Annotated in this window: 20 protein-coding genes and 1 pseudogene; 14 read left to right on the forward strand and 7 right to left on the reverse strand. The window is 66.5% G+C overall.

The annotated features are described in order from the left end of the window. Positions 1–46: 46 nt before the first annotated feature. Entirely contained in the window at positions 47–1084 is a 1038-nt protein-coding gene (gene mgrA / locus V9L18_RS09475) for an L-glyceraldehyde 3-phosphate reductase (RefSeq protein ID WP_337346915.1), read from the forward strand. Between the two features lie 173 nt (positions 1085–1257). Continuing rightward, positions 1258–2343 carry an inositol-3-phosphate synthase gene (locus V9L18_RS09480; RefSeq protein WP_337346916.1) on the forward strand — a complete coding sequence of 362 codons (1086 nt, stop codon included), beginning with the start codon at positions 1258–1260 and terminating at the stop codon, positions 2341–2343. 87 nt (positions 2344–2430) lie between these two features. Here V9L18_RS09480 and V9L18_RS09485 read toward each other — a convergent pair whose 3' ends face one another. The 4 genes from V9L18_RS09485 to V9L18_RS09500 all read right to left on the reverse strand — a co-directional run bounded on the left by V9L18_RS09485 (position 2431) and on the right by V9L18_RS09500 (position 8008). Continuing rightward, positions 2431–3348, reverse strand: a complete 918-nt coding sequence (locus V9L18_RS09485; protein WP_337346917.1) for a DUF559 domain-containing protein — start codon at positions 3346–3348, stop codon at positions 2431–2433. A 135-nt stretch (positions 3349–3483) separates the two neighbouring features. Beyond that, positions 3484–5166 (reverse strand): formate--tetrahydrofolate ligase, encoded by a 1683-nt coding sequence (locus tag V9L18_RS09490; RefSeq protein WP_337346918.1) that lies wholly within the window; start codon positions 5164–5166, stop codon positions 3484–3486. A gap of 46 nt (positions 5167–5212) precedes the next feature. Continuing rightward, on the reverse strand, positions 5213–6478 hold the full coding sequence (mshA, locus tag V9L18_RS09495; RefSeq protein ID WP_337346919.1) for a D-inositol-3-phosphate glycosyltransferase: 1266 nt from the start codon (positions 6476–6478) through the stop codon (positions 5213–5215). Between the two features lie 138 nt (positions 6479–6616). Next, positions 6617–8008: a family 4 glycosyl hydrolase gene (locus tag V9L18_RS09500; protein ID WP_337346920.1), complete on the reverse strand. Its 1392-nt coding sequence runs from the start codon at positions 8006–8008 to the stop codon at positions 6617–6619. 70 nt (positions 8009–8078) lie between these two features. Between V9L18_RS09500 and V9L18_RS09505 the strand changes: the two genes are divergently transcribed. The 6 genes from V9L18_RS09505 to tsaD all read left to right on the forward strand — a co-directional run bounded on the left by V9L18_RS09505 (position 8079) and on the right by tsaD (position 13383). After that, complete coding sequence (locus V9L18_RS09505; protein WP_337346921.1) at positions 8079–9170, forward strand: PfkB family carbohydrate kinase; 1092 nt, start codon at positions 8079–8081, stop codon at positions 9168–9170. A gap of 113 nt (positions 9171–9283) precedes the next feature. After that, a complete protein-coding gene (gene alr, locus V9L18_RS09510) occupies positions 9284–10501 on the forward strand; it encodes an alanine racemase (protein WP_337346922.1) in 1218 nt (405 codons plus the stop codon). Continuing rightward, positions 10498–11121, forward strand: coding sequence for a tRNA (adenosine(37)-N6)-threonylcarbamoyltransferase complex ATPase subunit type 1 TsaE (gene tsaE / locus V9L18_RS09515; RefSeq protein WP_337346923.1), 624 nt, complete (start codon positions 10498–10500; stop codon positions 11119–11121). Before alr ends, tsaE begins: the two co-directional genes overlap by 4 nt. Further along, a complete protein-coding gene (tsaB, locus tag V9L18_RS09520; protein WP_337346924.1) occupies positions 11121–11792 on the forward strand; it encodes a tRNA (adenosine(37)-N6)-threonylcarbamoyltransferase complex dimerization subunit type 1 TsaB in 672 nt (223 codons plus the stop codon). The genes tsaE and tsaB overlap by 1 nt, the downstream gene beginning before the upstream one ends. A gap of 44 nt (positions 11793–11836) precedes the next feature. Beyond that, positions 11837–12298 (forward strand): ribosomal protein S18-alanine N-acetyltransferase, encoded by a 462-nt coding sequence (gene rimI / locus V9L18_RS09525; protein WP_337346935.1) that lies wholly within the window; start codon positions 11837–11839, stop codon positions 12296–12298. Next, complete coding sequence (tsaD, locus tag V9L18_RS09530) at positions 12295–13383, forward strand: tRNA (adenosine(37)-N6)-threonylcarbamoyltransferase complex transferase subunit TsaD (protein ID WP_337346925.1); 1089 nt, start codon at positions 12295–12297, stop codon at positions 13381–13383. The genes rimI and tsaD overlap by 4 nt, the downstream gene beginning before the upstream one ends. A 92-nt stretch (positions 13384–13475) precedes the next feature. Here tsaD and V9L18_RS09535 read toward each other — a convergent pair whose 3' ends face one another. After that, positions 13476–14627 carry a glutamate--cysteine ligase gene (locus V9L18_RS09535; RefSeq protein ID WP_337346926.1) on the reverse strand — a complete coding sequence of 384 codons (1152 nt, stop codon included), beginning with the start codon at positions 14625–14627 and terminating at the stop codon, positions 13476–13478. Between the two features lie 393 nt (positions 14628–15020). Here V9L18_RS09535 and V9L18_RS09540 point away from each other — a divergent pair, with 393 nt between their 5' ends. Both V9L18_RS09540 and V9L18_RS09545 read left to right on the forward strand, forming a co-directional pair. Next, on the forward strand, positions 15021–16460 hold the full coding sequence (locus V9L18_RS09540) for a glycoside hydrolase family 3 protein (protein ID WP_337346936.1): 1440 nt from the start codon (positions 15021–15023) through the stop codon (positions 16458–16460). 88 nt (positions 16461–16548) lie between these two features. Beyond that, entirely contained in the window at positions 16549–17379 is an 831-nt protein-coding gene (locus V9L18_RS09545) for a shikimate 5-dehydrogenase (protein ID WP_337346927.1), read from the forward strand. Between the two features lie 3 nt (positions 17380–17382). Here the strand turns inward: V9L18_RS09545 and V9L18_RS09550 are convergent, their stop codons facing one another. Continuing rightward, the gene (locus tag V9L18_RS09550; RefSeq protein WP_337346928.1) at positions 17383–18618 is read right to left on the reverse strand and encodes a class I SAM-dependent methyltransferase; all 1236 of its coding nucleotides are present in this window, start codon (positions 18616–18618) and stop codon (positions 17383–17385) included. A gap of 54 nt (positions 18619–18672) precedes the next feature. On the opposite strand from V9L18_RS09550, the gene V9L18_RS09555 reads away from it, so the two are divergent. The 3 genes from V9L18_RS09555 to groL all read left to right on the forward strand — a co-directional run bounded on the left by V9L18_RS09555 (position 18673) and on the right by groL (position 21252). Further along, positions 18673–19059 carry a hypothetical protein gene (locus V9L18_RS09555; protein WP_337346929.1) on the forward strand — a complete coding sequence of 129 codons (387 nt, stop codon included), beginning with the start codon at positions 18673–18675 and terminating at the stop codon, positions 19057–19059. A 208-nt stretch (positions 19060–19267) separates the two neighbouring features. Then, entirely contained in the window at positions 19268–19564 is a 297-nt protein-coding gene (gene groES, locus V9L18_RS09560) for a co-chaperone GroES (RefSeq protein WP_050054380.1), read from the forward strand. 77 nt (positions 19565–19641) lie between these two features. After that, complete coding sequence (gene groL / locus V9L18_RS09565) at positions 19642–21252, forward strand: chaperonin GroEL (protein ID WP_337346930.1); 1611 nt, start codon at positions 19642–19644, stop codon at positions 21250–21252. A gap of 171 nt (positions 21253–21423) precedes the next feature. Here the strand turns inward: groL and V9L18_RS09570 are convergent, their stop codons facing one another. Further along, the gene (locus V9L18_RS09570; protein WP_337346931.1) at positions 21424–22023 is read right to left on the reverse strand and encodes a dihydrofolate reductase family protein; all 600 of its coding nucleotides are present in this window, start codon (positions 22021–22023) and stop codon (positions 21424–21426) included. Between the two features lie 89 nt (positions 22024–22112). On the opposite strand from V9L18_RS09570, the pseudogene V9L18_RS09575 reads away from it, so the two are divergent. After that, positions 22113–23183 (forward strand): annotated as a pseudogene (locus tag V9L18_RS09575) (ATP-dependent DNA ligase); the annotation flags it as partial. Between the last annotated feature and the right edge of the window lie 64 nt (positions 23184–23247).

A 23247-nucleotide genomic window follows, 5' to 3' on the forward strand; every position in this document is an offset into this window, starting at 1 on the left:
GCCGTTCCTGACTGTAGCGTGCGTCACAGCTGGCAGGATGGAGCGTATGACTTATTCAGCCGCGGAAAACCGCTATGAATCCATGCCCTACCGCCGCGTCGGCCGCAGCGGACTGAAGCTCCCCGCAATCTCGCTGGGCCTTTGGCACAACTTCGGCGACGACAAGCGGTTCGATGAACAGCGGGCCATCCTCCGCCGCGCGTTCGACCTCGGCGTGAACCACTTCGACCTCGCCAATAACTACGGTCCGCCGGACGGCTCCGCCGAAACCAACTTCGGCCGCCACCTCGCGGACGACTTCAAGCCCTACCGCGACGAACTGGTCATCTCCACGAAGGCCGGCTACTACATGTGGCCGGGCCCGTACGGCGAGTGGGGCTCCCGCAAATATCTCATCTCAAGCCTTGACCAGTCGCTGCAGCGGATGGGGCTGGACTACGTGGACATCTTCTACAGCCACCGTCCGGACCCCGAGACGCCGATGGAAGAGACCATGGGTGCCCTGGATTACGCCGTCCGCTCGGGTAAGGCGCTTTACGCCGGCATCTCGTCCTACACGCCCGAGCAGACCATCGAGGCCGCACGCATCCTCAAAGAGCTCGGCACCCCGCTGCTCATCCACCAGCCCAGCTATTCCATGCTGAACCGGTGGACGGAGAACGGCACGCCGAACCTGTACGAGGCGCTCGAAGAGGTGGGCGCCGGTTCCATCGCGTTCTCCCCGCTGGCCCAGGGCATGCTCACGGACCGGTACCTCAACGGGATTCCCGCGGATTCCCGTGCAGCCAAGGCACGCTTCCTGTCTGAGGACGCCATCACTGACGAGAAGCTGGACCGGATCCGCGGGCTGCACGGCATTGCTGAAGGCCGTGGCCAGTCCCTGGCGCAGATGGCCATCGCCTGGATCCTGCGCGACCAGCCGAAGGGCACCCCGGTCACCTCTGCCCTGGTTGGCGCCTCCAGCGTCAGGCAGCTGGAGGACACCCTGTCCGCGATCAACAACCTGAAGTTCACCACTGACGAACTCGCCGCCATCGACGAGTTCGCTGTGGAATCTGACATCAACCTCTGGCAGACGACGTAACACTTACTCTCTGCACACGATGGAAACCACAGGCGGGGGCCGGGGAACAAACCCGGCCCCCGCCCGGTTGGGTACTATGAAAAGGCGCCGAATGGCGCTGCCTGCTGTCCGCCGTCGTACGTGGTCCGGCAATGACCGTCCGGCGGCTGAAGTTTTGTCCTCAAAGGAGTTCCGTGTCTTCAAATCCGATTCGTGTTGCAATCGTCGGTGTGGGTAACTGCGCCGCATCGCTCGTCCAGGGTGTGCACTACTACCGTGACGCCGATCCCGAGGCCACGATCCCCGGCCTGATGCACGTGGAGTTCGGCAAGTACCACGTCAACGACGTCCAGTTCGTGGCCGCTTTCGATGTGGATGGCAAGAAGGTCGGCGTTGACCTCGCGGATGCAATCCTCGCCAGCGAAAACAACACCATCAAGATCGCCGACGTCCCGCCCACCGGCGTGACCGTGCAGCGCGGCCACACCCTGGACGGCCTCGGCAAGTACTACCTTGAGACCATTGAACAGTCCCCGGCAGAGCCCGTTGACGTTGTCCAGGCACTCAAGGATGCCCAGGCCGACGTCATGGTCTGCTACCTGCCCGTTGGGTCGCAGGAAGCTGCTGAGTTCTACGCCCAGGCAGCGATCGATGCCGGGGTTGCTTTCGTCAACGCGCTTCCCGTGTTCATCGCCGGCACCAAGGCCTGGGCTGACAAGTTCACTGCCGCTGGTGTGCCGATCGTGGGCGATGACATCAAGAGCCAGATCGGTGCCACCATCACGCACCGCGTCATGGCCAAGCTCTTCGAAGATCGCGGCGTGACGCTGGACCGCACCTACCAGCTCAACGTGGGCGGCAACATGGACTTCAAGAACATGCTGGAGCGCGACCGCCTCGAGTCCAAGAAGATCTCCAAGACCCAGGCTGTTACCTCGAACGTCGAAGCCGAGCTGGCTGCCAAGGACGTCCACATCGGCCCGTCCGACTACGTCCAGTGGCTCGATGACCGCAAGTGGGCCTTCGTCCGCCTCGAGGGCCGCAACTTCGGCGACGCCCCGGTGTCCCTTGAGTACAAGCTGGAGGTCTGGGACTCACCTAACTCAGCCGGCGTGATCATCGACGCCATCCGCGCCGCCAAGATCGGGCTGGACCGCGGCATCGGCGGCCCTCTGCTGTCGGCGTCGAGCTACTTCATGAAGTCCCCGCCCGAGCAGTTCAACGACGACCTCGCCCGTGAAAAGGTCGAGGCCTTCATCCGCGGCGACCTGGACCGCTAACCCACCCCGGACGCTTTCGCGTTGCCCTATCACTTGTGGTCCCCAAACCAGGGGTTTAACAACCACAACTGATAGGGCAACGGGCGTTTAACGCGTGTGCAGAGCCGCTCGAACCTTGCGTACCGCCGCCCGGAAGTCGTTGGCCAAATCGTCGGCGTTGAACTTGAAGTACCGCCAGCCTGCGGCATTGAATGATTCGTCCCGGCGATTGTCGATGGACTGCTGTTCGCGCGTAAGGTGATGGCCGCCGTCGTACTGGATGGCAATACGCTGCGCGCGGTACCCCATGTCTGCGGCCGGCGACCAGCGGTTCTCACGCTCAACACGCAGTTGCAGTTCCGGCTCCGGCAGGCCGGCCGCCGTCAAGGCCAGCCGAAGGAAGGTTTCGGGCGCAGAGTCCGAGCCGGAACGGATGAGTTCTGCAGCTTCCCTCGCCTTAACGATTCCCTTCAGTTTTGGGTGCCGCTTCAACATTTCCTGCAGTTGCGTAAGCGTCGACCACGGATCGCGACGGTCTTCAAGGCCAAGCAACGGCTGCCGAACCAGCTGGTCGCCCACGGCCACCAGGTCCTCCAAGGGCAGGATGCCAGCAAGGTCAAGCCAGGTCCGGGCCGGTGTGGAGATTCGAATCCCGTCCAGCTCCATGACCTCTTCATCAAACGCCAGGACGGTGTGGCCAACCACGCCCTTTCGCCGTACTGGCGGCAGCTGTCTTGGTTTGCTCAAATGGAGTTCCCGGTAGTCGCGGAACCAGGTGGGCAGCCACAGTCCCAGGATGCAGGCCGCTGTCACATGCGAGATCCAGGCCCCCGGCGTAGCTGCGGACAAGGCCCTCGCGAGCCCTCTGATTTCAAAGTCCCACCCAGCCGGCAGATAGAGCAGTCGCCCGGCGGAGGCAATGTCGGAGGAACGAAGCCTTCCCCGGCTCAGGCTTGCGGCCCGTGCCTCATGCACGGTAAACGGAACCGAGGAAAGGGAAGCTGGCAGCGGTGAGGACGGGCGCATGAGCACAATTGTTGCCCGAATACACGAATGCCCGCAGAAGATATCCACAGCCCGACTTGCTCTATCAGTTCTGGCACACAAAGGGGTCAAATAAGGGCTCAGAGTGATAGAGCAAACCGGTATGGAAGCTGATGATCAGGAGAGGCCTACCGGATTGCCGGCGTCGTCCACGTCCATGCGCATCGCGGCCGGCGCGGCGGGCAGGCCGGGCATCGTCATCACCGCACCGGTGAGGGCCACGATAAACCCGGCACCGGTCTTGGGAATCAGGTCGCGCACGTGGATGGTGAAGCCCTTCGGCGCCCCCAGCCGGGATGCCTCGTCGGTGAACGAGTACTGCGTCTTGGCCATACAGACGGGCAGCCCGGACCAGCCGTTCTTCTCGATATCTGCCAGCCGTTTCAGGGCAGGAACGGAGAAGTCCACGCCGTCCGCTCCGTAGATTTCCTGGACGATGGTCCTGATTTTCTCCTCCACCGGCAGGTCCAGGGGATACAAGTGGTGGAAGCTGTTCGGCGCAGCAACTGCGGCCGCCACTTTGGCCGCCAGTTCGTCGCCCCCGTCCCCACCGCCGCCGCGTCCCCAGACGTCCGCCACCGCGGCCTGGACTCCTTCCGCCGCGCACCACTCCAGGAGCCAGTCGAGCTCCTCAGCCGTGTCGGAAGAGAACTTGTTGATGGCCACCACCGGCGTCACTCCGAATTTCTCCACATTGCGCACGTGCCTGCGGAGGTTGGCGACGCCGGCCTGCAGCGCTTCGATGCCGGGTTCCGTCAGCCGGTCCTTGGCTACGCCGCCGTGCATCTTCAGTGCCCGGACGGTGGCAACAACAACGACGGCGGACGGCGCTACCCCCGCGTTCCGGGCCTTAATGTCCATAAACTTCTCCGCACCCAAGTCGGCGCCGAAGCCCGCCTCGGTGACCACGATGTCCGCCAGCCGCCTGGCCGTCTGGGTTGCGATCAGCGAGTTGCAGCCGTGTGCGATGTTCGCGAATGGGCCGCCGTGGACCAGAGCCGGCGTACCGGCGATGGTCTGAACCAGGTTGGGTTTGATCGCTTCCTTGAGGAGCAGGGTGAGCGCGCCCTGCACGCCGAGGTCCGCCACGGTAACGGGTTCGCGTCCGTAGGTGTAACCGAAGGTGATTTGGCCCAGGCGCCGGCGCAGGTCAGCCAGGCCCGTAGCGAGGCAGAAAACCGCCATGATCTCCGATGCCACGGTGATGTCGAAGCCGTCTTGCCTGGGGACACCCTGGGTGGGCCCGCCGAGCCCGATCACCACTTCCCGCAGCGACCGGTCGTTCATGTCCAGGACCCGCTTGAACGTCATGCGCCGGGGATCGATGCCCAGCTCGTTCCCCTGGTAAATGTGGTTGTCCACGAGTGCCATGAGGGCGTTGTTGGCTGAAGTGACGGCGTGGAAGTCGCCGGTGAAGTGCAGGTTGATCTCGTCCATCGGCAGGACCTGGGAATAGCCTCCGCCGGTCGCGCCGCCTTTCATGCCCAGGATAGGTCCGAGCGAGGGTTCCCGGAGGGCGATCATAACCTTGTGCCCGGCCCGGGCCAGTGAATCGGCTAGGCCCACCGTGGTAGTCGATTTCCCTTCGCCCGCAGGCGTGGGGGACATCGCGGAGACAAGCACCACTTTGCCGGCCGGGGCAGGAGCGTCCAGCCGGGCGGGGTCGATCTTGGCCTTGTACCGTCCGTACAGTTCCAGCGCGTCCGCGTTGATTCCTGCCGCTGCCGCCACCTCGCCGATGGGCCTGATCTTCGCCTGGCGCGCGATTTCAAGGTCGGTGAGCGGAATCCGTTCAGACATCTTTGTCCTTCGTTAGGCGGTTCGGGCGGGCGCGGTGGCGTCTGCCTCAGGGTGCTGGGGCTGCCGGGATCAGGCGGCCTACCAGGTGGTTATCGACGGCGGCATGGTAGCTTTCCAGCGTGATGGCGGCGGTGCGCTGCCATCCCGAGTTCTGGGCCCGGATGGCGGCCGCCCGGCCCATGTCCTCGCGAGTCACTGGATCGTCGTACAGGGCCTCCAGCGCATCGGCCCAGTCTTCGGCGTGGTGGCCATCGACGAGCAGTCCTGTCCGCCCATTAAAGATCGCCCGGGACAGCCCACCCACCCGGGTGGCCACCACCGGCGTCCCGCAGGCCTGGGCTTCAAGCGCGACGAGCCCAAATGATTCGCTGAACGAGGGCATCACCACGACGTCGGCGGCCCGGAACCAGGCCGCCAACTCCGGTGCACCCACCGGGGGAAGGTGCGTGACGACGTCGTCCATTCCGGCATCCGAGACCAAGTGGCGCAGATTGAAGTCCTTGTTGCCGCTGAGCGCACCGAGGATGGTGAGCCGCAGCTTGATGTCGGGGCGCCGTGAGCGAAGCTTCGCCGCCGCCTTGACCAGGATCTGCGGACCTTTGAGCCGCTGGATGCGCCCGGCGAACAGCAGGTGGAAGGTGTCAGCCGGGATGCCCCGCTCAGAGCGCGACCGTGCACGGAAGGCCGGTGTGAACGTGCCCAGGTCAACGCCCGGCGGGGCGATATCGATGTTGTCGTAGTCGGCACCGTAGTGGGAAACCAGTTCCTCGGCCTCCGCGCTGGTGTTGGCAATCAGGCGTGCGGCGCCGTCGACAATCCGGTGTTCGCCCACCTCGCGCCGCCGCGGCTCCGGCTGCTCCCCGGATTCGAGGAGCAGGTTCTTGACCTTGGCCATGGTGTGCATCGTGTGGACCAGCGGCACTCCCCAAAGCTGGGACAGCTCCAGGCCGGCGATGCCGGAGACCCAGTAGTGGGAGTGGAGGACGTCATAGCGGCCGTGCGGCTGGCGCTGGCGGATCTGCTCGATCTCGGCCACCATACTGTGCAGGAGGCCTGGAAGCTCCTCCTTGGGCACCTTATGAGGAGGGCCGGCCAGGACGTTGTGGACGCAGACCCCGGGACCGGGATGTTCGACGGCGGGCTGGTTGGCCGAGGTGGAACGGGTGAAGATTTCCACCTCCACGCCGGTTTCGGCCAGGGCGGAGGCAAGTTCGCGGATGTAGACGTTCATCCCGCCCGCATCGCCGGAGCCAGGCTGCTCCATCGGCGAGGTGTGGAGGGAGAGCAAGGCGACCCTGCGAATCAGCGCCACGGCAACTCCTTCCAGCACCGGCGCAGCATGCGCGCCCTCAGTTATGCATCCGATAAAACACTACTCCTGACGTTAACGCCCGGCCTCCCGCCAGGAGCCCGGCGGCCACGTGGCGTGTGTGAATGCAGCCACAGGTGCTCAGCGCCAGAGTTCCTGCAGCGACGGGAACGCCCGCTCATAGCCGGCGAGCAACTCACCCGCCAGGTGGGTTGAGTCCACCAGTGGGTGCCGGGCGAAGGCGTCGAGGGCGGCGGCCCGGTCGCCGTGCGTGGCAGCCCCAACGGTGAGCTGTTCCACCGCCTTGACCCGGTGCAACAGGCCCAGTTGCTCCCGGCGGGGCGCCGACTGCGGGAGCGGCACCGCGCCGTCGGCCGTCACGGTGCAGGGGACCTCGACGACGGCGTCCGCCGGCAGTCCCGGAATGGCCGGTTGGGCAGGGGCTGCCCCCGTGGGCGGAACAGTGTTGCGGGTGTTGAGGATCAGTTGGGCGTCGCCGGTGCCGCCCGCCAAAGCGCGCATCACCGCCAGGGCCACGCGTTCATAGCCGCCGCCGGCGAGATCTTCTTCCGCACGCTGCTCACCCTGCATCCGGGCCTCGGCCAGGTAACCCTCCTCCCGCGACAAGCGGGCGGCGTCCCAGAGCCGGTAGGCGCGGGCGCCGGCCGCGGCGAGCTGTGGATAGAGCTCAGCCTGCTGCGTGTGGATGGACTCGCCGCGGGTCTGCGGCATGGCCCCCATGGCAGCCACGGCGCTGTCGCGCCGGTAGTAGTAGTAGAGGTACTCGTTGGGAAGCGCACCGAGTCCCTCAAGGAACGGCTGCGGGAACAGCCGGCCCTCTTCGAAGGTGCCAAGGGCCGCCGGGTCTGACAACAGGCCGGGGAGTAGGTCCCGCCCGCCGGACTCCAGCCGGTAAAGCCAGCCGAGGTGGTTGAGCCCGTAGTAGCCCACGCCGTCGAGCCTTCCGTCCTGCAGCGGAATTCCGACGGCGCGCGCGGCACGGTGCACCAGCGCGCCGGCCGAGTCGCAGATGCCGATCGCCTTCGGCCCGAGGACGGGCAACAGGGCTTCGGTGACCATCCCGGCTGGATTGGTGAAGTTGATCAGCCAGGCATCCGGGCAGTGTTCGCCCATCTGGCGGGCTAGTTCCAGCATCCTGGGAATGGTGCGCAGGGCGTAGGAGATCCCTCCGGCCCCGGTGGTTTCCTGGCCCAGCAGGCCCAGGTCCTTCGCTACACGCTCATCTGCGATGCGTCCGGCCGTCCCGCCGGGCCGGATTGCGGCGAACACCATGTCCGTGCCGCGAAGCGCGTCTGGCAGCGACGTGGTGGTGCGGACCGTAAGCGGCTGGTCCTCAACGCCTGGGGGCGGGGCGGGCATGGATTCGAGCACTGCCTTGATGGCGCTGAGGCGGGAGGGGTCGACGTCGTACAGCACCAGTTCGCCGGCCATCCCCGCGAAGGCGCCAGAGCGCAGCGCCCGGTACACGAGGGGAACCCGGAATCCGCCGCCGCCGGCGATCATGAGCCGCATAACCAGCAGTCTAGGCCCGACGGCGGGCCGCCCCTATCGCTGGCGGGCGGCAGGGCGTATCGTGCCGGACATGGACGCGATCCCCGCCCGCCGCTTCGACCCGCTCTCCGCCGTCCGCTCGCCGTCGGACGGTGAGTTCGACCTGATCCTCGCAGGCACGGTATTCCAGGACATCATTTTTACCGGACTGCCCCACGCGCCGGAACCGGGAACGGAGATCTGGAGCGAGGGAATGGGCAGTTGTCCCGGCGGCGTGGCGAACCAGGCCATCGCAGCGGCGAGGCTGGGCCTGAAAACGGGCCTGGCGGCAGCGTTCGGCGACGACGGCTATGGCGACTACAACTGGAAAATCCTGGCCGGGCAGGAACATGTGGACCTCAGCCTGTCCCGGCGCATCCCGGGGTGGCACTCGCCGGTCACGGTGTCGCTGAGCGTCCAAAAGGACCGCTCGCTCGTGACCCACGGACACCCGGCTCCCGTGACGTCGTCCGAGCTGATTGGGCCGCCGCCCCCGGCGCTCGCAGGGATCGCCGAACTTGACCTCGAAATCGAGCCCTGGGCCGTTGCGGCCCACGAGTCCGGAGTGAAGCTTTTCGGCGACGTCGGATGGGACCCCAGTGGCAAGTGGTCGCCGGTCCGGCTGGAGAACCTGCAGTACTTCCACGCGTTCCTGCCCAACCAGCGCGAAGCCATGGCGTTCACCGGCAAGGATGATCCCTGGGCAGCGCTCTATGCTCTCGCGGACCGCGTGCCGGTGGCAGTGGTGACGCTGGGCGCGCAGGGGGCGATGGCGGTGGACTCGGAGACGGGCGAGGAGGAATGGGTTCCGTCTTTGCCGGTCTCGGCCTTCGATCCCACTGGCGCCGGTGACTGCTTTGACGCCGCGTTCATCGTGGGCAGCCTCGCGGGCTGGCCGCTGGGCAACAGGCTGCGCTTCGCCAACCTGTGCGCGTCACTGGCCGTGCAGGAGGTGGGCGGCTCCCTGGCTGCTCCGGGCTGGGGGGACATTGCCGACTGGTGGCAGCGGGCCAACGCGCGGCGGGAACGCCAGAGCAGCCAGTGGCTCCGCCGCTACGGCTTCCTCGAAGAGATTGTCCGGGACGTTCCACTGGCCGCCCAGCGCCGGGCCACCGCCACGATCGCCCACCTTTCCGACGCCTGAGGCGCCTGAGGCACCGAGACGCTGGGTCCCTGGGCACTGAGCTACCGGTTCCCGGGACAAGCGTTTAGCCGGCCGTGAAATGCGGCTGGGCCGCCCGCACTAGAATCACTAAGGTGACTTACCCCGTAGCAACCGGTGACTTCAGCGCAGCCCCAGGAGCGGATCCGCTCTACGAACGCTCCGCCATCATCGACCTGGACGCCATCCGCCACAATGTCCGCAGGCTCGCCGACGCGGCGTCGCCCGCGAAGGTCATGGCGGTGGTGAAGGCCGACGCGTACGGGCACGGCGCGGTTCCCGTGGCCCGTGCCGCCCTTGAAGCAGGGGCCTCATGGCTGGGCGTCGCCCACATCTCCGAAGCCCTCGCACTCCGGACCGCGGGCATCGATGCGCCGATGCTGGCCTGGCTCCACACCACCGAAAGCAACTTCGGCGCGGCAGTGGCGGCCGGGATCGACATCGGATGCTCCGGCTGGGAGCTGGACAGGATTGTTGCCGCCGCGCGCGAACAGGAACGCCCAGCCCGGATCCACCTCAAGGTGGACACGGGCTTGGGCCGGAACGGCGTCACGCTGGACGGCTGGGACCACCTGGTGGGCGAGGCCCTCGAATACCAGGACCAAGGACTCCTTCGGGTAGTGGGCATTTTCTCGCACCTCTCCGTCGCCGATGAGCCTGAACGGCCCGAGACGGACCACCAGCTCGCTGCCTTCCGTGAGGTGCTGGCCGTGGCCGAGGATGCGGGCGTGGACCCGGAAGTCCGCCACCTTGCGAACACCCCGGCCACGCTGTCCCGGCCGGACACCCACTTCGATCTCGTCCGCGTGGGCCTGGGCATCTACGGCCTCTCCCCGTTCGAAGGCCAGACGTCCGCCGAACTGGGCCTCCGCCCGGCCATGACACTGCGGACCCTCGTGTCGCAGTGCAAACACGTGCCGGAGGGACAGGGGGTTTCCTACGGACTGCGCTACCACACCACCAGCCCCAGCACCCTGGCCCTGATCCCCGTCGGCTACGCGGACGGCATACCTCGCGTAGCCACGGGCGGTCCAGTCCGGGTGGCTGGGCATACCTATCCGGTGGTGGGCCGGATCGCCATGGACCAGATGGTGCTCGACCTCGGCGACGCGGGACCGGCCGGTGCCGGGATGTTGGGTGCCGAGGCACAAATCTTTGGCAGCGGCTCCGACGGCGGGCCTACCGCAGATGACTGGGCGCGCGCCGCCGGAACCAACAACTATGAGATCGTGACCCGGATCAGCCCGCGGGTTCCGCGCCAGTTCATCAACGAGTCCGCCGTGCCTGTCTCCGCGAAGCAGCCCACGCCATGAGCCTTCCTGCTGCCGGCGCCAGCCCGGAACCCGGCGCCAACTGGGAGTGGACCGTCAGCGTGTCGACGGCGGACCAGACGCATGAGCTCGGCGCGGCTTTGGCGTCGGTGCTGGACGCCGGGGACCTGTTGGTGCTGACCGGCGAACTGGGGGCCGGGAAGACCACCTTCACCCAAGGCCTGGGGGAGGGGCTGGGCGTACGGTCAGGCGTCATCTCGCCCACTTTTGTACTGGTGCGGATCCACCCCAACCTGACCGACGGTCCCCGTCCCGGCGGCCCGGACCTGGTGCACGTGGACGCATACCGGTTGGGCTCGGCGTCGGAGATTGACGACATCGACCTGGAAAACACCATGGATTCGGCCGTGACAGTGGTGGAATGGGGCCGCGGCCGGGTGGAACACCTGAGCGAAAGCCGCCTCGAAATTGACCTGCACCGCGCTATCGGTGTGCCGCCAACGCAACCGCATGCTATGGCTGGAGCCCATGAGGGTGAACCCGACGTCCTGGACTTTGACACCGACGACGATGACGAGCCCCGCACTATCGTGATGCGCGGCTTCGGTCCGCGCTGGGCGTCAAGGTCTGTCCTCGGCGAAATCATCGAAGGGACATCCTGATGCTTATTCTTGCCATCGACACATCCGCCGTTGCCAGCGCCGCACTGGTGTCCGATGACGCGCTGGAGGGCGTTGTGGCCAGCTTCGCCACCGAGGACACCAGGAGCCACGCCGAGGTGCTCGCGCCGGGCATTAATGAACTGCTCGCCTCGGCAGGGGTCTCAGGCAGCGACGTCGATGCCATCGTCACCGGCGTGGGTCCTGGTCCGTTCACCGGCCTGCGGTCCGGCATCGCCACCGCGCGGACATTGGCGTTTGTCTGGAACAAGCCCCTGCACGGCATGATGAGCCTGGACGCTGTTGCCTTGGAAGTCGCCGAATCCACTGACGCGGTGCGCGAATTCCTAGTGGTAACGGACGCACGCCGGAAAGAGGTCTACTGGGCGCGCTACAGCCTGCAGGACGGCCAGCTGCCTCAGCTGGAGGACGGCCCGCACGTGGGCTTCGCCGCGGACCTCCCCGACCTGCCCGCCTACGGCGCCGGGGCAGGGCTGTACTCCGACGTACTGAAGGCCAACGCTGCCTTCAGCGCCGAACAGCCCGATGCCCTGTACCTTGGCCAGTTCGCGCTGGCGCGGCTCGCCGCTGGCGGTGAGCTGCCTGACTCAACGCCCCTGTACCTCCGCGAATCCGATGCGCAGGTGCCCGGGCCGCGGAAGCGGGCGCTGTGAGCACCCCGGCCGTGCCCGGAGTTGACGGGGTGGTCCTGCGCGACATGACGCTGGAGGACGTGCCCACGGTCAACGCCCTGGAACAGCGGCTGTTCCCCGCAGATGCGTGGCCCCTCCACATGTTCTTCGACGAGCTGTCGCAGACGGACACGCGCCGGTATCTGGTGGCCGAAGCGGCTTCCGGGATCGTGGGCTACGCCGGCCTGATGTGCATCGAGCCCATCGCGGACGTCCAGACCATCGCCGTCGTCCCTGAATTCGAGGGGCGGGGGATCGGCTCGGCCCTGCTGACCCGGCTGATCGAGGAAGCAGCAGGGCGCGGCGCCCAGGACGTCCTGCTTGAGGTCCGCGCGGACAACCCCCGGGCCCAGCAGCTGTACCTGCGCTTCGGGTTTGAGCAGATCCATGTGCGCCGCGGGTACTACCGCGACGGCGTGGACGCCCTGATCATGCGGCTCCAGCTGACACCGGACGAACCCACCACAACGGAAGCAGACCAGCCATGAACCGCTCGCAGCCCCTGGTGCTGGGCATCGAATCCTCCTGCGACGAGACCGGAGTGGGAATTGTCCGCGGGACGACGCTGCTGACGAATACGGTTTCCTCCTCAATGGACGAACACGTGCGCTTCGGCGGAGTGATCCCCGAGATTGCCTCCCGGGCACACCTGGATGCCTTCGTGCCCACGCTGCGGCAGGCCCTGGGCGACGCCGGTGTGGAACTGGAGGACGTGGATGCCATCGCGGTCACGTCGGGACCCGGACTGGCAGGCGCCCTCATGGTGGGCGTCTGCGCGGCCAAGGCCCTGGCCGTGGCCACCGGTAAGCCGCTATACGCGATCAACCATCTGGTGGCCCACGTGGGCGTGGGCCTGCTCGACGGCCAGCCAGGCAGCGCCCCACGGCTGCCGGAGAACCTCGGCGCCCTCCTGGTGTCCGGCGGCCACACCGAGATCCTCAAAATCAACAGCATCACCGACGACGTCCAGCTACTGGGCTCCACGATCGACGACGCCGCCGGCGAAGCCTACGACAAAGTGGCCCGCATCCTGGGCCTCGGCTATCCGGGCGGTCCCGCCATCGACAAGCTGGCCAGGACCGGCAACGCCAAGGCCATCCGCTTCCCGCGCGGCCTCACCCAGTCCAAGTACATGGGCTCTGCCGACGAACCGGGTCCGCACCGCTATGACTGGTCCTTCAGCGGCCTCAAAACCGCGGTGGCCCGGTGCGTGGAGCAGTTCGAAGCCCGCGGGGAAGACGTTCCGGTGGCAGACATCGCGGCTGCCTTCCAGGAAGCCGTGGTGGACGTGATCACTTCAAAGGCCGTGCTGGCCTGCCGGGAGAACGGAATCAAGGACGTCCTGCTCGGCGGCGGCGTCGCCGCCAATTCCAGGCTGCGCGAGCTGACCGGCCAGCGCTGCGCGTCCGCCGGGATCAAGCTGCACGTCCCGCCGTTGGACCTCTGCACGGACAACGGTGCCATGGTCGCAGCCCTGGGTGCACAGCTGGTCATGGCCGGAGTGGCGCCCAGCGGGATCCGCTTCGCGCCGGACTCCTCGATGCCGGTCACCGCGGTTTCGCTTCCCGCCTGAATTTCCCCGGTTGCTCTATCACTTGTGGTCCCTAAACCGAGGGTTTAGGGACCACAAGTGATAGAGCAACGCTAAGAGAGCTCGCGCAGCGGTCAGGCCGTGGGGCCGTTACGCATCTGTTTGACCAGGTCCAGCACCACGGCCTGCAGGTTCCCGCCGTTCTCGGAGGCCACACGGCGCTGGCGCTGGTAGCCGGCGCCGCGGCTGATGATTTTCTCGACGTCGGCGAGCTCGTCCGGACAGCCGAGCTTGGCTGCCACGGGCTCCAGCCGGTTCAGGGTCTCCAGCAGATGGTCCGTGACCAACTGCTCCCTGCCCTTGGCGTCGAGGATGATGATGGCCTCCATGCCGTAGCGGGCGGCACGCCATTTGTTTTCCTGGACGTGCCACGGCGGCATGGTGGGGATGGTTCCGCCGTTGTCCAGAGTGGTGGAGAACTCGTCCACCAGGCACTGTGTGAGGGCGGCAATTGCGCCCACTTCCTCCAGCGTGGCCAGGCCGTCGCAGATGCGCATTTCGATGGTGCCCAGGTTGGGAACCGGACGGATGTCCCAGCGGATTTCGGACAGGGTGTCGATCACGCCCGTGGTGAACATGTCCTGGACGTAGGACTCGTATTCATCCCAGGTGGCGAACTGGAACGGCAGCCCCGCGGTGGGCAGCTGCTGGAACATCAGCGCCCGCTGTGAGGCATAGCCGGTGTCCTCGCCGCCCCAGAACGGGCTCGACGCAGACAGTGCCTGGAAGTGCGGGAAATAGTTGACCAGGCCGTCCAGCACCGGAAGGGCCTTCTCGCGCCGGTCAAGGCCCACATGGACGTGCACACCATAAATGACCATCTGCCGGCCCCACCATTGGGTACGGTCGATCAGCTTGGCGTACCGGGCTTTGTCGGTCACGGGCTGCAGCTGGGGCGGGCTGAAGGGGTGGCTCCCGGCACAGAAGACTTCCACGCCCATGGGGTCGGTGATTTCGCGGACCGCGGCCAGGGACCTGCTGAGATCTTCCTTGGCTTCGCCGGCCGTCTCGCAGATGCCGGTGACAAGCTCCACTGTGTTCAGCAGCAGTTCCTGCTTGATGTGGGGGTGTTCGTCGTCCTCGTTCAGTTCCGGGTGTTTGGCGGCGACGCCACGGAGTACTTCGTTGGCCACGGAGGCGAGCTCCCCGGTCTGGCCGTCCACGAGCGCCAGCTCCCATTCCACACCAAGAGTTGATTGCCTCGATGAAGCGAAATCAATCTTCATGCGTTCCCCTAACTGTTCGGTTGTCCCTGGCGCACGCCGCCCCGGCGGACTGCCCTGGCAGGCGGCGGCCGGACGGGCGAACGGGTGGTTCAAGTCTAGTGCAGGGGTAGCATCGTATTGATGGCCTTGTTCCCGCGGACCCGTGACAGTTTTCACAAAACCACCCTCATTTTGGCAGCAGTGGCCACCCTGGCCGCCTGTACGGGCGTCCCCACTCCGGCGCCCACCCCTTCCTCCCAGTCCTCCACTCCCAGCCCGCCGCCGTCTGCAGCCAAACCAACGACGACGCCGGCACCGCCGTCGCCCTCTGCCTCACCTGATCCCGGGGCCAGGCCTCTCGGCTGGGGTCCGCTGCAGCGCGACAAGGATGCGGCCGCGGCGGCGGTGGCCGCCATGACGGTGGAACAGAAAGCCGGCCAGGTCCTGATGCCCTTCTTCACCGGCGCGGACGCTACAGCCCACGCCGCCACCATCGAGCGCCTGCACCTGGCGGGCTCGATCATCATGGGGGACAACGTTCCCGTGGATGCGCAGAAGCAGGTAGATCCGGCGGCCATGGCAGCCACCACCGCACGCCTGGCTGCCGCAGCCCGCGCGGACGGCCGGACGTGGCCCGGCCTCATTGGCGTGGACCAGGAGGGCGGCGTGGTGTCCCGGCTCGGTGCGCCCCTGACTGAATGGCCGGCGCCCATGAGCTATGGTGCGGGCGGGGACGCTGCGCTCACGAAGGACGCCGGCCGTGCGGTGGCGTCCGAACTCGCGCCGCTGGGCTTCAACGTGGACTTCGCACCGGACACGGACGTCACGATCGGCCCCGCGGATCCCACCATCGGTGCGCGGTCCATGTCAGGGAACCCAGATACGGCCGGGGCACTGGGCGTGGCTTTCTCCCAAGGGATGCAGGAGGCAGGTGTCCTCCCAACAGTGAAGCATTTCCCCGGTCACGGCTCGGTGACCGTGGACTCGCACCAGGACCTGCCGGTGCAGCCAGCCACTGTTGCCGACCTCGAAGCCCGCGACTGGAAGCCCTTCCGGGCCGCCGTCGCCGCCGGTGTGCCCATGGTCATGACGGGGCACATCGCCGTACCTGCGCTGGAACCTGGCGTGCCGGCGTCGTTGTCCGCGCACACCTACGCCGCGCTCCGGGGCATGGGCTTCAAGGGCGTAGCAGTAACGGACGCCCTCAATATGGGTGCTGTCCAGAAGCAGTTTCCGGACGGCTCCGCTGCCGTGGCTGCGCTCGCCGCCGGGGCCGACCTGCTGCTGATGCCCACGGACGTTGGACAGGCCCACGCGTCCATCGTGGGCGCCGTGGCCGGCGGGCGTCTGTCGCCGGCACGCTTGGACGAAGCCGCGCAACGGGTCGTGACCATGATGGTCTGGCGTGGCAGGACCCCTGCATCCTTCCCTGGGACGCCCCCCGGAAGCGGTCAGGACCTCTCCGCCAGGGTTTCCGCCGCCGCTGTGACAGTGGTGGCCGGACCCTGCAGCGGGCCGCTGGTGCCCGGCGCTGTCCAGGTGTCCGGTGGCTCGCCCCAGGACAGGGCCCGGTTCGAGGCCGCTGCTGCGAGGGCCGGGCTGGCTATTGGCGGGGGGCCTGTAGTCAGCCTCATCGGCTATGGCGGTGCTCCTGCCGGTGGTGACATCGCAGTGTCGCTCGACGCGCCCTGGCCGCTGCAGGACTCCGCGGCTCCGGTCAAGGTTGCCTTGTACGGACGCAGCGCTGGTGCCTTCGACGCACTGGCGGCCGTGCTGGCAGGCAAGGCGACGGCCCGGGGGAAGCTGCCCGCCGCCGTCGGAAGCTTCCCGGCCGGCACCGGCTGCCCCCCCTAACCCAACTGGGTAGCAGCAGATGTCGTTTTGGACCCTCATAACGACATCTGCTGCTACTTAGTTGGGTTGAATCACGTTTAATGGACCGGTGCCCATTCTTAATAAAGACATGACCCTCTGCATCTCGCTGTCGGCGCGGCCCAGCAACAACGGGACCCGCTTCCACAACTACCTCTACGACCAGCTGGGCCTGAACTGGATCTACAAGGCCTTCGCTCCGACGGACCTCGCCCAGGCCATTGCGGGCGTCCGGGGACTGGGGATCCGCGGCTGTGCGGTTTCCATGCCGTACAAGGAGGACGTGATCGCGCTCGTGGACGAGATGGACCCTTCGGCCAAGGCCATCGATTCGGTGAACACCATCGTGAACACGGACGGGCACCTCAAGGCCTACAACACGGACTACACGGCCATTGAACAGCTGCTTAGGTCGCACGCGGTTCCCGTGGGCTACTCAGTCCTGGTCCAGGGTGCCGGCGGCATGGCGAAGGCCACCGTGGCGGCCCTCCGCGACGCCGGCTTCACCGACGTCACCGTGATTGCGCGCAACGAGGACGCCGGGCGGGCCCTCGCCGACCTCTACGGGTTCCGTTGGCGCGCAGCGCTCGACGGCGGCACGGCGGACCTGATCATCAATGTCACGCCTATTGGTATGGCGGGAGGTATGCAAGGCGGTCCGGATGCGGACTCCCTGTCCTTCCCCGAAGGCACGATCGCGGCAGCCAAAGTGGTGTTCGACGTCGTGGCACTCCCCGCTGAGACGCCGCTGATCAGGGCGGCGCGCGCCGCAGGAAAGCCAGTGATCACCGGGGCCGAAGTAGCAACCATCCAGGCACTGGAGCAGTTTGTGCTTTACACCGGCGTCCGGCCCGCCGACGAGCAGGTCAGGGCCGCGGAGGAATTCACTCGCGCCCAGTAGCTCTCAGGCCGGTTCCACCACGATGGCCACCCGGTCCTCCCCGATGCGGGTCAGGACCAGGGTGGCTGTTTTGTTTCCGGCCTTCTTGCTGTTCTTGCCGCCCTTACCTGCGGCAAATAGCTGCTTCCGCAGTTCCTCCGGGGTGACTGACGTGCCGCGCTTTTTGATGTCGAGCACGCCGATGCCGTTGTCCTTGACCCAGGCCTTGAGTGCCTTGACGTTGTACGGCATGACCTCCATAACCTTGTAGGCCCGCGCGAACGGCGTGTCCACCAGGTCAGGAGCGCAAATGTAGGCGATGTGCTCGTCCACCAGGTGCCCGCCCAGTTCAAGGGCGACGTCCGCCACCAGCCCTGCGCGGATCACCGCGCCGTCGGGCTCGTACAGGTAGCCCTCCACCGGGCCCACCGGTGCCGCGGGACCAGCGCCGAAATCTTCGGCGCTGGTGATTTCGGCGGCACCCTGGGGACCCAGGAGCAGTGCGGCCCGTCGGATGCCTGGCCTGCGCACCGCGTTGAACCACAGCGTCACCTCAGTGACGTCGCCGCCCACCGAGACCCACTGGGCCTCGCAGTCCGCCGGCACGGATTCGTGGGGCATCCCGGGGCCCATTTTGACCCCGACCGCACGGCCTGACGCGGCAAGCGACTCCACAAAGGACAGCGGCGGTGAGAAAGCTTCCGGATCCCAGATCCGTGTGGTTCCGGACGTGGAGGTGACGCGGCGGGCCGGATCCAGCCAGACGCCGTCGATCCCGTCCAGCGGCACGGACGTCGCATCGGAGTGCACCACGGTGGCGTTGGGGAACGGGATGAGGTTCACCGTGGCGCAGGCGGCCGTGGTCTCGTCCATTTCGACGGCGGTGACGGTGATGTCCATCGAGGCCAGCGCCAAGGAGTCGGCTGCGAGCCCGCAGCCGAGGTCAGCCACATGGCTGATGCCGGCGTGGGCGAAACGCTCGGCGTGCCGGGCAGCGACGTTCAGCCGGGTGGCCTGCTCCAGCCCGGCCTGAGTGAAGAGCATGCTCCGGGCGAACTCGCCGAACTTCAGTTCCGCCTTCGTGCGCAGCCGGGACTGCGTGAGGACCGCGGATACCAGGGCGGGCGAGTGGCCAGCCTTGCGAAGCGTTGAATTCAGCTCGAATGAGGTGTCTTCGCGGTAGGGGCCAAGGGACGCCAGCAGGTCCCAGCCTTCGCTCGTGAGCAGTGGTGCGATCTGGTCCTGCGGTGCTTGAGCCATGCGTTCAAGAGTAGTGGAGGAGCGCCACGGTGAGATGCCGATAGGGTTGAAGGCATGGAAGACAGCGCAGGCCTACAGCCGTCCGAACAGCCACATCCGAACACCCCAGGCCTGGTGAAGTTCGCCCGTCCCGCACTGATTGCCGGGGTTGCCGTGGCGATTGTCTGCACCGCCCTGCTGGTGATCATCTTGTTCCTGGACACCTTCAACGCCACCGTGTACTCCGTTGGCGGCAAGGATATCCAGGACGCGACGGACGAGGCACGCGAGATCAGGGACCTGTACTCCGCGGCCCGGCTCGGCGGCGTTATCCTCCTGGTGATATCCCTGCTGGCCGCAGTAGCCGGCGCCGTCGTCCTGTATCTTCGGCGGGGCAACGGCCGTGATGAGGGCAACGAAGGCGATGAGGACGTTGATTTCGACGACCTCGCAGGCCGCTGATCTTGTTCACCCGAGGCAAAATTCTGGCACTCGCCTTGACCGAGTGCTAACCCCTTACATAGAGTCGTCATTAGCACTCTCCCTAGGAGGGTGCTAACACATGAAGAGCTGCCAGCCAGGCTGCTGCCGGCACCGCGACGACGGTTTGCCAGCCACGGCGCCCCAGCTCTCCAGTCCATGAATTTGCTGACGAAAAGGAGAGGTCCGAGTGTCGGTCTCTATTAAGCCTCTTGAGGATCGTATTGTTGTCCGCCCGCTCGAAGCCGAGCAGACCACGGCTTCCGGCCTGGTCATCCCGGACTCCGCACAGGAGAAGCCGCAGGAAGGCGAAGTTGTTGCAGTAGGCCCCGGCCGCTTTGACGACAACGGCAACCGCGTTCCCCTGGACGTTGCTGAAGGCGACGTCGTTATCTACTCGAAGTACGGCGGAACCGAAGTCAAGCACAGCGGCACCGAGTACCTCGTGCTGTCCGCCCGCGACGTCCTGGCGATCGTCGTAAAGTAACTCTTTGGATCCCCGTGCCGCTGACCATGCATTCCGCTGGTCAGCTGCGCGGGGTTCTGTCTTGAAAGGACACAACCATGGCAAAGCAGCTTGCGTTTAACGACGCTGCGCGCCGGTCTCTTGAAGCCGGCATCGACAAGCTCGCCAACACTGTCAAGGTGACGCTCGGCCCCCGTGGCCGCAACGTTGTCCTCGACAAAAAGTGGGGAGCACCCACCATCACCAACGACGGCGTCACCATTGCCCGCGAAGTTGAGCTGGATGACCCGTACGAGAACCTTGGCGCCCAGCTGGCCAAGGAAGTAGCCACCAAGACCAACGATGTTGCCGGCGACGGCACCACCACCGCAACGGTGCTGGCCCAGGCCCTGGTCAAGGAAGGCCTGCGCAACGTTGCTGCCGGCGCTGCTCCTGGCCAGATCAAGCGCGGTATCGAGGTTTCCGTCGAAGCCGTTGCAGCCCGCTTGCTCGAGAACGCCCGCCCGGTTGAAGGCACCCAGGTTGCCAACGTTGCAGCCATCTCGGCCCAGAGCGACGAAATCGGCGAGCTCCTCGCCGAAGCCTTCGGCAAGGTTGGCAAGGATGGTGTCATCACCATCGAAGAGTCCTCCACCACGCAGACCGAACTGGTCCTCACCGAGGGCATGCAGTTCGACAAGGGCTACCTGTCCCCGTACTTCGTCACCGACGCAGAACGTCAGGAAGCCGTCCTCGAAGACGCCCTCATCCTGATCAACCAGGGCAAGATCTCCTCGGTCCAGGACTTCCTGCCGCTGCTGGAGAAGGCACTGCAGAGCTCCAAGCCGCTGTTCATCATTGCCGAAGACGTTGAAGGCGAAGCACTCTCCACGCTGATCGTCAACCGTATCCGCGGCACCCTGAACGTGGTTGCCGTCAAGGCTCCGGGCTTCGGCGACCGCCGCAAGGCCATGCTGCAGGACATCGCCACCCTCACCGGTGCGCAGGTTGTCTCCCCGGAACTGGGCCTCAGCCTGGATACCGTTGGCCTCGAGGTGCTGGGTACCGCCCGCCGCATCACGGTGACCAAGGACAACACCACCATCGTTGACGGTGCCGGTTCCGCAGAAGACGTCGCAGCCCGGGTTTCCCAGCTGCGCGCCGAACTGACCCGCACCGACTCCGACTGGGACAAGGAAAAGCTCCAGGAACGCCTGGCCAAGCTGGCCGGCGGCATCGGCGTGATCAAGGTTGGCGCAGCCACCGAGGTTGAGCTGAAGGAAAAGAAGCACCGCATCGAAGATGCAGTGTCCTCCACGCGCGCTGCCCTCGAAGAAGGCATCGTCGCCGGCGGCGGTTCCGCGCTGATCCACGCGCTCAAGGCACTCGACGAGGACCCTGCAGTCAAGGCCCTCGAGGGCGACGCCGCTGCTGCTGTGGGCATCGTCCGCCGCGCCCTGGTCCAGCCGCTGCGCTGGATCGCCCAGAACGCCGGGTTCGACGGCTACGTTGTCACGGCCAAGGTTGCAGAGCTTGAGACAAACAACGGTTTCAACGCCAAGTCCGGCGTGTACGAGGACCTGATCGGCGCCGGTGTCATCGACCCCGTCAAGGTCACCCGTGCAGCACTGCGCAACGCGGCGTCCATCGCCGCGCTGGTCCTCACCACCGAAACCCTCGTGGTGGAGAAGCCCGCTGAAGAAGACGAGCACGCAGGCCACAGCCACTAGTCCCCACCGGCTCCCAAGTCTCGCTTCGCTCGACTTGGGGCCCTCGCCGGTGTGGGCCCACGGACGACGTGGGCCCAGGGCCACCGCAGTACGTCATTGCACAAAAAACCGGTCCAGCATCTGCTGGGCCGGTTTTTTGTGCCGTTGTGCATGGTTGGGCCGGTTACGGCACTATGCGCCCATCTCCTGGGTCTCGACGTCGCCCGCGCGCTCGTACACCAGCGACACCGCCCCCTTCGGGAAGCTGCGCGCCGGCTCGGCGAGGCGGAAGGTCGCGGGAATGGTTCCGGCGTCAAAGAGGCGCTTGCCTTGCCCCAAAGTGACCGGATACAGCCACAGGTGGAGGCGGTCCAGGACGTCCGCGGCGAGGAGTGAACGGATGAGGACACCGCTGCCGAACATATGGACTTGGTCGTACTCCTCGCGGAGGCGGCCCGCAGTGGTGGCATTCGGCAGCACCGTGGTGCCAGACCAGGCCGGATCAGTCAGGCTGTTGGAAACGACGAACTTGGGCACGCTGTTGAGGGTGCCACCAATGTCGTCGGACTGGTGGGGCCAGTAGGCGGCGAAGATATCGTAGGTCTTCCGGCCCAGGAGCAGGGCGTCGATGCGTTCGATCTCGGCGCCGATGGCCGCGCCTGCCTCGTCGTCGGACACTGGTGCCTGCCAGCCGCCGAAGGCGAAGTCGCCCTCGGTGTCCTCCTCCCGGCCGCCGGGGCCCTGGTAGACGCCGTCGAGGGTGATGAACAGGTTCGCGACGATGATTCCCATGCGTCCAGTCTGGAACTGCGGTCCCGGCCCTGTCCAGCATCGACAGTTACACGTGTGCCCGTTATCGGACGGCGTGGCAGACTGGTGCCATGCTGCTCGACGAGCTCGTGAGGACCTCGGATGCCGTCGCGTCTACCCGCTCCCGGCTCGCAAAGATCGACGCACTGGCTGGCCTGCTGCGCCGCCTTGGGCCCGTGGACATCGCGCCGGCCGTTGGGTTGCTGATCGCCAAGCCACGGCAGGGCCGCGTGGGGATCGGCTGGCGCGGCATGTCGGCGGCCATGGGGGAGCCGGCCGCCGAGCCGAGCCTGACCGTTGCCGACGTCGATACGGCACTGGACCGGTTGCTCCTCATCGCAGGCGCCGGATCCGCGGCGGAACGCGCCGCGATCCTCCGGACCCTTACGGCGGCAGCCACCGAGCGTGAGCAGTCCTTCATTGCGGGCGTGCTGCTCGGTGAGTTGCGTACTGGGGCACTTGAGGGCGTGCTGACGGACGCCGTTGCCCGCGCCGCGGACCGGCCCGTGGAGGCCGTACGCCGCGCGGCGATGCTCTCCGGCGATCTCGGCCAGACCGCCCTGCTGGCCATGACGGGCACAGCAGCCCAGCTTGACGCCGTCGGCCTCGTCGTCGGGCGTCCGGTGCAGCCCATGCTCGCCTCCACTGCGGCCAGCGCCAGCGAAGCCCTGGAGGCAACAGGGGAGGCGTCCGTGGAATACAAGCTCGACGGCGCCCGCATCCAGGTGCATCGGCTCGGCGACGATGTGCGCATCTATACACGCACCCTGGCTGAAGTGACCCACCGGCTGCCCGAAGTAGTGGAGGTAGTGCGCGCACTGCCGGTCCGTGAGGTGATCCTCGACGGCGAGACCCTCACCCTCGACGAGGACGGCGGCCCGCGGCCGTTCCAGGAGACCATGGCGAGGTTCGGGGCGGATGCGGCGCGCGCCGCGGTGTTGCACCCGTGGTTCTTCGACGTGCTGCATATCGACGGGCGCGACCTCCTCGATGAGCCGCTCGCCACGCGGATCGGCGTCCTTGAGCGCATCGCCCCGGCGCACCGGATCCCGGGGGTGATCACGGCGGATGCGGACGTTGCTGAGCGGGTGTCCCGCGATGCGCTCGCCGCGGGCCATGAGGGCGTGGTCATCAATTCCCTGTTGAATTAGCGTGTTGATGCGGTTCAAGAGGGGTGTGAGTGGTGCGAGGATGGCGTATTTTTTG

Source organism: Pseudarthrobacter sp. CCNWLW217, assembly GCF_037203985.1.
In the GTDB taxonomy this organism is placed as follows: domain Bacteria; phylum Actinomycetota; class Actinomycetes; order Actinomycetales; family Micrococcaceae; genus Arthrobacter.